Source organism: Allobosea sp. AAP35, from assembly GCF_001295925.1.
Classification (GTDB): domain Bacteria; phylum Pseudomonadota; class Alphaproteobacteria; order Rhizobiales; family Beijerinckiaceae; genus Allobosea.
In genome coordinates, this window is record NZ_LJHQ01000024.1 from 149,171 (window position 1) to 157,217 (window position 8,047).

The 8,047-nt window shown below is 66.6% G+C and carries 8 protein-coding genes; 7 read left to right on the forward strand and 1 reads right to left on the reverse strand.

The window, feature by feature from the left end; all coding sequences use genetic code 11:
• Window positions 1-461 precede the first annotated feature (461 nt).
• A complete protein-coding gene (locus IP69_RS10570; RefSeq protein WP_082359212.1) occupies window positions 462-1,403 on the reverse strand; it encodes a LysR substrate-binding domain-containing protein in 942 nt (313 codons plus the stop codon).
• A gap of 120 nt (window positions 1,404-1,523) precedes the next feature.
• On the opposite strand from IP69_RS10570, the gene IP69_RS10575 reads away from it, so the two are divergent.
• The 7 genes from IP69_RS10575 to IP69_RS10605 form a co-directional block, all read left to right on the forward strand.
• On the forward strand, window positions 1,524-2,573 hold the full coding sequence (locus IP69_RS10575; protein ID WP_054142780.1) for an ABC transporter substrate-binding protein: 1,050 nt from the start codon (window positions 1,524-1,526) through the stop codon (window positions 2,571-2,573).
• A gap of 160 nt (window positions 2,574-2,733) precedes the next feature.
• Window positions 2,734-3,777: an ABC transporter ATP-binding protein gene (locus tag IP69_RS10580; RefSeq protein ID WP_054142801.1), complete on the forward strand. Its 1,044-nt coding sequence runs from the start codon at window positions 2,734-2,736 to the stop codon at window positions 3,775-3,777.
• A complete protein-coding gene (locus tag IP69_RS10585; protein WP_054142781.1) occupies window positions 3,774-4,640 on the forward strand; it encodes an ABC transporter permease in 867 nt (288 codons plus the stop codon). Before IP69_RS10580 ends, IP69_RS10585 begins: the two co-directional genes overlap by 4 nt.
• 163 nt (window positions 4,641-4,803) lie before the next feature.
• Window positions 4,804-5,604: an ABC transporter permease gene (locus IP69_RS10590; protein ID WP_054142782.1), complete on the forward strand. Its 801-nt coding sequence runs from the start codon at window positions 4,804-4,806 to the stop codon at window positions 5,602-5,604.
• 5 nt (window positions 5,605-5,609) lie between these two features.
• The gene (locus tag IP69_RS10595; protein WP_054142783.1) at window positions 5,610-6,743 is read left to right on the forward strand and encodes an FAD-dependent oxidoreductase; all 1,134 of its coding nucleotides are present in this window, start codon (window positions 5,610-5,612) and stop codon (window positions 6,741-6,743) included.
• Window positions 6,724-7,032: a (2Fe-2S)-binding protein gene (locus tag IP69_RS10600; RefSeq protein ID WP_054142784.1), complete on the forward strand. Its 309-nt coding sequence runs from the start codon at window positions 6,724-6,726 to the stop codon at window positions 7,030-7,032. Before IP69_RS10595 ends, IP69_RS10600 begins: the two co-directional genes overlap by 20 nt.
• A partial coding sequence (locus tag IP69_RS10605; protein ID WP_054142785.1) for an FAD-dependent oxidoreductase occupies window positions 7,029-8,047 on the forward strand: 1,019 nt, incomplete at its 3' end. The genes IP69_RS10600 and IP69_RS10605, both read left to right, overlap by 4 nt.

Consider the following 8,047-nt stretch of genomic DNA (forward strand, 5'->3'; position numbering starts at 1 on the left):
TCCGTCATCTGCCTTCAGGCGGCATCCGTCACATGTCGAGCATGATATCGTGCTCACCCGCCTCCGATGGCCATTCATGCTGCCCTTCAAGGGGAGATGCGCCAGAAGTTGAATGGGAACTTTGCCAGGAAGCTGACATTCTGTGCTCTCGGCTGGACGACAGCACGGGCGGGCGCCATACCGCACTGTCGCCTTACCGCCCTCAGTTGCGGTGACATAATTGAGGCTGCTGGGCCCTGTTGCGCCAGATATGACCGTCGCTCGTCCGGGCGAGATGCGCCACTTTCCGACATTCCGCGGCGGCCTGACAGCGGACGTAGATCGCTTCGAGATTGAGGGGCTCTACAAGACGCAGCCGACTGAAGGCGTCGCGCTGTCTGCGCCATCGGCCGCAGTGACACTTGTGATGGATCTTTCATTGCGTCTGGCGGAGACTGCGGCCGCTCGTCTGCATCCAGCGTTCATGACTTGGCGCCCGGGCCGACCAATTGCTCGGCGACGGCGTCCTCGCTTTCGGCGACCGCCTCGATCGCGGCCCTCACCGTTTCAACGAAGCCCAGTGCCAGCGGTGACCGGAAGCGGCCGGCCGGCCAGACAACGCCGATGTCGTAGAGCACCTCGGGCCGGAACGGCCGCGCCACGATGCCCCGGCCGACATATTCCGCTGCGGTATAGGGATCGACGATGCCGATGCCGGCGCCCGACGCCACCAGCGAACACGCGATCATCGACAGCGGCGTCTCGACCCGGATCTGCCGTGTCACCCGAGCCGCCGAGAACAGCGCGTCGGTCCGGTAGCGCCACTGCGTCGATCCCGCCAGCGACACGAAGGGTTCCCCGGCGAAGTCCAGCGGCTCGAGGAACAGCTTGTCGGCCAGGCGGTGCCCCTCCGGCAAGACCGCGACGGCCGGCACCGAGGGCAGTTGCTCGACATCGATATGGGGGAAGTCGAGCGGGTACTGCGCAAAGCCGATATCGCAGAATCCGGTGGCGACCCAGTCGACGACCTGGGACGAGATGCTGCCATAGATCGCGATGTCGAGACCCGGCTTGTCCTTCATATAAGCGGCGACGAGGCGCGGCAAAAAGCCGACATTGAAGGTCGGCAGCGCGGCGATGCGTAGGCTGCCCGAGAGTCCGTCCCGCAGATTGCGCGCGGTATTCTGGATTTGCTCGAGCCCGACGAACTGGCGCTCGACCTCGCGATATAACGAAAGCGCCTGATTGGTGGGCACAAGCCTCGTTCCGCGCCGCTCGAACAGCGTCAGCCCCAGCACATACTGCAGATCATGGATCAGTCGCGTTACAGCGGGCTGGCTGATATTCAACGCTTTCGCTGCCGAAGTGACCCCGCCGGTGACGATCACGGTCCGGAACGCTTCGATCTGACGGGGATTCAGCATGGGTTTCGTCCACAAAAGCAAGACATAACATTTGCGTATGGATTTCGCGAATGATTCGATTTGACCCGTTACAAACTGTCGCAGAACCTTCACGGATCACTCGCAAACGAGGAGGGGCTTATGAAGTTTTCTTGGGCAAAGACTTGGGCAGGACTGCTGCTGACCACGACGGCGCTGAGCGCCGGCACAGCGGCCATGGCACAGCAGAAGACGATGTTCGTCGCCGGCTATGGCGGCTCCTATGAGCAGACGATGCGCAAGGAGGTCATCCCGCTTTTCGAGAAGCAGGCCAACGTCAAGATCGAGTATGTCGCCGGCAATTCGACCGACACGCTCGCCAAGCTCCAGGCCCAGAAGGGCAACCAGCAGATCGACGTCGCCATTGTCGATGACGGCCCGGCCTATCAGGCGGTTGCGCTCGGCTTCTGCGGCACGCTGACCGACGGTCCCGTCTATAAGGACGTTGCGCCGGTGATGAAGTTCAAGTCCAACAAGGGCGTGGGGCTGGGCCTCGTCGCCACGGGCCTGTTCTACAACACCAAGGTCTTCGCCGAGAACAAATGGCCGGCGCCGACCTCCTGGAACGATCTCAAGTCCAAGGCCTATGGCAAGAAGATCGTCACCCCGCCGATCAACAACACCTATGGCCTGCACGCCCTGATCGCCATGGCGCAGATCGGCGGCGGCGGCGAGGCCAATATCGAGCCGGGCTTCAAGACCTTCAAGGAGGAGATCAACCCCAACATCATCGCCTATGAGCCGTCTCCGGCGAAAATGACGGAGCTGTTCCAGAACGGCCAGGCCGTCATGGGCGTCTGGGGCTCCGGCCGCGTCAAGGCCTTCGCCGACACCGGCTTCCCGGTTGCCTTCGTCTACCCGAAGGAAGGCAGCTTCGCGCTCGGCGTCGCCGCCTGCCCGATCGAGGGCGCCAAGAACCCGGCCGAGGCCAACGCCTTCATCCAGTTCATGCTCTCGCCGGCGATCCAGAAGGTCATGGCCATCGGCGCCGGCTTCGGCCCCGCCAACACGACGGTGACGCTGACCACCGACGAGCAGAAGGGCCTGCCCTATGGCGAGGACGTGAAGAAGCTCAAGGCCGTCGACTGGGACATCGCCAACGCCAAGCGCGAGGAATGGACCCGCCGCTGGAACCGCGAGGTCGAGCGGTAAGGCTCCTTCGTCCTGAAGCACTGCCGTCATCCCGGACGTAGCGAAGCGGAACTCCGGGATCCATCGTAGGGCACCGTCGCGTCCTATGATGGATCCCGGGGCAAGCCTGGGATGACGGTTGATGCTCCGCGCCCTCCATTACGAAACCAGCAAGACATCCATGTCCCATCTCGTCCTCGACGGCCTGACCAAGCGCTTCGGCAGCTTCACCGCCGTCGACGCCATGAACCTCTCCGTCGAGCGCGGCGAATTCGTCTCGCTGCTCGGCCCCTCGGGCTGCGGCAAGACGACGACGCTGCAGATGATCGCCGGCTTCGTCGATGTCGACCATGGCGGCATCCGGCTCGACGGCGCCGATCTGGTCTCTGTGGCGCCCAACAAGCGCGGCCTCGGCATCGTCTTCCAGAGCTATGCGCTGTTCCCGCATATGACAGTGGCGGAAAACATCGCCTTCGGGCTGGAAATGCGTGACATCGCCAAGGCCGATCGCGACCGGCAGACGCTTGCCGCGATGGAACTCGTCGGTCTGAAGGGTTTCGCCGACCGCTATCCGCGCCGCATGTCGGGCGGCCAGCAGCAGCGCGTCGCGCTCGCCCGCGCTTTGGTGATCAAGCCGGCGCTGCTCCTGCTCGACGAGCCGCTCTCGAACCTCGACGCCAAGCTGCGCGAGGAGATGCAGGGCGAACTGCGCCAGATCCAGCGCTCGGTCGGCACCACCACCATTCTCGTCACCCATGACCAGCACGAGGCGATGGCGCTGTCGGACCGGATCGTGCTGATGAACCAGGGCCGCATCGAACAGATCGGCGCGCCCGACCAGGTCTATGACCACCCCGCCAGCGCCTTCGTGGCGAGCTTCCTCGGCAAGACCAATGTGCTGTCAGGCATCGGCGACGGGCAGGGCGCGGCCGCCATCGGCGGTCTCGTCCTGCCGCTGCCGGGCGCCGGCAAGGGCCCGCTGCAACTGGCCGTGCGGCCCGAGCGCCTGACCTTTGCGGGAGCCGAAGAACCCGGCCTCGAGGCCCGCATCCTTGGCCGCGTCTTCCAGGGCACGCATTGGCTCCTCACCGCCGACAGCGCGGCCGGCGCACTCACCTTGATGCGCGGCAATGACGGCGCGGCCGTGCCGGCCGAGGGCGAGACGGTGCGCCTGCGCTTTTCAGCCGCCGACGCAGCCCTGCTGCCCGCCGGAGCGGCGGCATGAGCGCAGCGGTCACCGAACGCAACGCGCCCTTCCTGCTGACCGGGCCGGCGCTTCTGGTCTTCCTCGGGCTGGTGATCATCCCGCTCGGCATGACCGTGCTGCTCTCCTTCTATGATTGGGGGCAGTACAAGGGCATCGTCCCGGAGTTCACGCTGAAGAACTGGATCGAGGTCTTCACCGATTCCTACTTCTTCGAAATCTTCATGCGGACCTTCCGCATCGCCTTTCTGGTCACGCTGGCGGCAATCGTGATCGGCGTGCCCGAGGCCTATATCCTCAACCGGATGTCGCCGTCCTGGCGCAGCGCCTTCCTGCTGGTGATCATCGGCCCGCTTCTGGTTTCCGTCGTGGCGCGCACGCTGGGCTGGGCCCTGCTGCTGGGCTCGACGGGGCTCGTCAACCAGGGGCTTATGTCGCTGGGGCTGATCGCGACGCCGCTCGAGTTCATGTTCACCGAGACCGGCGTGGTGATCGCGCTGATCCATGTGCTGATCCCATTCATGATCCTGGCGGTCTGGGCCTCGCTGCAGCGGCTCGACCCGCAGATCGAAAACGCGGCGCTGTCGCTCGGCGCCGGCCGCGTCACGATCTGGCGCCGCGTGATCCTGCCGCAGATCGTGCCGGGCATCCTCTCGGGCTCGATCATCGTCTTCGCGCTGGCCGCGAGCGCCTTCGCCTCGCCGGCGATCATCGGCGGTCGCCGGCTGAAAGTCGCTTCGACGCTGGCCTATGACGAGTTCCTCAACACGCTGAACTGGCCGCTGGGCGCGGCGATCGCGACGCTGCTTCTGGTCGCGCTCGTGCTGATCACGGTGGGCTCCAACCGCCTGATCGAGCGCCGCTACGCACAGGTGTTCGAATGAGGGACCGGACCAACACCACAGCCCTCATCCTGAGGAGCCGCGAAGCGGCGTCTCGAAGGATGCTCCAGGAGGTTCCGGAGACAGCTGGAACATCCTTCGAGACGCGCCTGTCGGCGCTCCTCAGGATGAAGGCTCTGGAAAACCTCATCGAAGGAGCCCTTCCATGAGACGCAACGGCCCCCTCGCTCTCATCTTCCATGGCCTCTTCGTCGTCTTCATGCTGGCGCCGCTGCTGATCGTCTGTGTCGTCGCCTTCACGCCCGAGGGCTATCTCTCGCTGCCGACGCGCGGCCCGAGCCTGCGCTGGTTCAAGGCGATCTTCGACTATCCCGAGTTCATCCGCGCCTTCCGCGATTCGCTCTGGCTGGCGGCGCTCTCCTCGACCATCGCGATCATGCTGGCGGTGCCGGCCGCGCTCGCCATCGCGCGCTACCGCTTCCCCGGCCGCGAGGCGATCACGGCGCTGTTCATGTCGCCGTTGATGGTCCCGCATGTTGTGCTCGGCATCGCTTTCCTGCGCTTCTTCACGCAGATCGGCATCTCCGGCACTTTTGTCGGGCTGGTGCTGAGCCACATCATCGTGGTCATCCCCTTCGCGCTGCGGCTCGTGCTGGCGGCCTCCTACGGCATCGACCGGCGCATCGAGCATGCCGCGATTTCGCTGGGCGCCGGCACGGCGACGGTGTTTCGCCGGGTGACGCTGCCGCTGATCCTGCCCGGCGTCGTCTCGGGCTGGCTTCTGGCGGCGATCAACTCCTTCGACGAAGTGACGATGACGGTGTTCATCGCCTCGCCGGCGACCGTCACGCTGCCGGTGCGGATGTTCCTCTACATCCAGGACAATATCGACCCGCTCATCGCGGCGGTCTCCGCCTGCCTCATCGCCATGACCGCGATCCTGCTCTTCGCGCTCGATCGGCTGTTCGGGCTCGACCGCCTCTTCGTCGGATCCGGAAAGGGCTGACAGACGTGACCACCCCAGCATTGTCATCGGAAGCCGACATCGTCGTGGTCGGCGGCGGTGTCGTCGGCGGCGCGATTGCGCTCGGCCTCGCGCGCGGCGGCGCCCGCGTCACCATCCTCGACGAGGGCGATGTCGCCTTTCGCGCTTCGCGCGGAAATTTTGCGCTGGTCTGGGTCCAGTCCAAGGGGCTGGGGATGCCTGACTACGCGATGTGGTCGCGCCGCTCGGCCGAGCAATGGCACCAGCTCGCCGATGTTCTGCACGCGGAAACCGGCATCGATGTCGCCCACAGCCAGCCCGGCGGCTTCATGCTCTGCCTCTCCGAGACCGAGCTGGAGCAGCGTCGACAGACCATGCTGCGGCTGCATAACCAGATGTCGCTCGCCGATTTCCCTTATGAGATCCTCGACCACGACGAGACAAAGCGCCGCCTGCCCGATATCGGCCCCGATGTCGTCGGCTCCGTCTATAGCCCGCTCGACGGCCATGTGAATTCGCTGAAGCTCTTCCGCGCGCTGCGCGAGGCCACCCAGCGTCGCGGCGTCGATTACCGCCCCAACTGCACGGTCGACAGCATCACCCAGAGCGACGGCGGATTCCGGCTGAAAGGCGCCTTCGGCGCGATTGCAGCGGGTAAGGTCGTGCTCGCGGCAGGGCTCGGCAATGCGAGGCTCGCCCCCATGGTCGGGCTCGACGCGCCGGTGAAGCCGAGCAAGGGCCAGATCATCGTCACCGAGAAGACCGACGCCTTCCTGCACAACCCGATGGTGACGATCCGCCAGACCGACGAGGGCGGCATCATGATCGGCGACAGCCAGGAGGATCGCGGCTTCGACACCGTCGTGGGCCAGCCGATCCTCTCGGTCATGGCGGAGCGCGCGGTGCGGATGTTCCCGCGCTTGGCGGGCCTCAACGTCGTGCGCTCCTGGTCGGCGCTGCGCGTGATGAGCCCCGACGGCTTCCCGATCTACGACCAGTCGCTGAGCCATCCCGGCGCCTTCCTCGTCACCTGCCATTCCGGCGTGACGCTCGCTGCCAACCATGTCCTGACGCTCGCGCCCGCCATTCTCGCGGGCGGCCTGCCCGACACGCTCGCTGCCTTTTCCGCACGGAGGTTCCATGTTCCGGCCCATGCATGAGCTGAAGCCGGCCGAGGCGCTCGGCTTCAGCTTCGACGGCCGCGCCCTGACGGCGCGCGCGGGCGACACGGTAGCGGCCGCGCTGCTGGCCAACGGCGTCCAGGCCTGCCGCCAGACGCCGGTCTCGGGCGCGGATCGCGGGCCCTATTGCATGATGGGTGTCTGCTTCGACTGCCTCGTCGTCATCGACGGCGTCGGCAACCGCCAGGGCTGCCTCGTGCCGCTGCGCGAGGGCATGCGGATCGAAACCCAGGCCGGGCGGCGTCGTCCCGACGGGGCTACCCCATGATCGCGATCACCGCCATCGACCAACTCGCCGAGCATTACGACATCGCGGTGGTCGGCGCGGGGCCCGCCGGTCTCGCCGCCGCCGCGCGCGCGGCGGAACTCGGCCTCTCCGTGCTGCTGGCCGACGAGAACCCCGCGCCCGGCGGCCAGATCTACCGCGCCGTCACCATGACGCCGGTCGCAAGACGGGACGTGCTCGGCGAGGATTACTGGAAGGGCGGGGCGCTGGTCGCAAGGCTGGAGAAGACCGGCGCCCGCTATGCGCCGGGCTGCACGGTCTGGTCGGTCGCGCCCGACGAGGAGGGCGGCTTCGAGTTCGGCCTCTCGCTCGGTGGCCAGGCCCGGCTGATCGCGGCGGGGCAGGTCATCCTGGCGACGGGCGCGCAGGAGCGGCCCTTTCCGATTCCGGGTTGGACCCTGCCGGGCGTGATGACCGCCGGCGCCGCCCAGATCGCGCTCAAGGCCTCGGGCCTGGTGCCGAGCGGCCGCACCGTGATCGCCGGCTGCGGCCCCTTGCTCTATCTGCTCGCCGGCCAGCTCGCGGCGGCCGGCGCCAACATTGTTGCGGTGCTCGACACCACGCCGCGCCGCAACTGGCTGACGGCCATTGCCGCGGTTCCCGATTTCCTGCGCTCGCCCTATCTCGCCAAGGGGCTGAAGCTGATGGCGGGGGCACGGGGCAAGCTGCCGTTCAAAACCGGCGTCACCGCGCTGGCGGCCGAAGGCTCCGGCAAGGTCACGAGCGTGAAGGTGACGCGTGGAGGGGCGACTGAAACGATTCCCTGCGACGCGCTCCTGCTGCATCACGGCGTCATCCCCGGCATCAACCTCTCCAACGCCGCTGGCTGCGCGCAACACTTCGACACGGTCCAGCATTGCTGGACGCCGACCGTGGACGAGTGGTTTGCCTCCTCGATCCCCGGCATCGCCATCGCCGGCGACGGGGCGGGGATCGGCGGCGCCGAGAGCGCGGCCCTGCGCGGCGAGATCGCGGCGCTCGACGCCGCCCGCCGGCT

Excerpts from the sequence above, each read along its gene's own strand:
- IP69_RS10570 (WP_082359212.1), bottom strand. The coding sequence starts at position 1,403 with ATGCTGAATCCCCGTCAGATCGAAGCGTTCCGGACCGTGATCGTCACC.
- IP69_RS10575 (WP_054142780.1), top strand. The coding sequence starts at position 1,524 with ATGAAGTTTTCTTGGGCAAAGACTTGGGCAGGACTGCTGCTGACCACG.
- IP69_RS10600 (WP_054142784.1), top strand. The coding sequence starts at position 6,724 with ATGTTCCGGCCCATGCATGAGCTGAAGCCGGCCGAGGCGCTCGGCTTC.
- IP69_RS10590 (WP_054142782.1), top strand. The coding sequence starts at position 4,804 with ATGAGACGCAACGGCCCCCTCGCTCTCATCTTCCATGGCCTCTTCGTC.
- IP69_RS10580 (WP_054142801.1), top strand. The coding sequence starts at position 2,734 with ATGTCCCATCTCGTCCTCGACGGCCTGACCAAGCGCTTCGGCAGCTTC.
- IP69_RS10585 (WP_054142781.1), top strand. The coding sequence starts at position 3,774 with ATGAGCGCAGCGGTCACCGAACGCAACGCGCCCTTCCTGCTGACCGGG.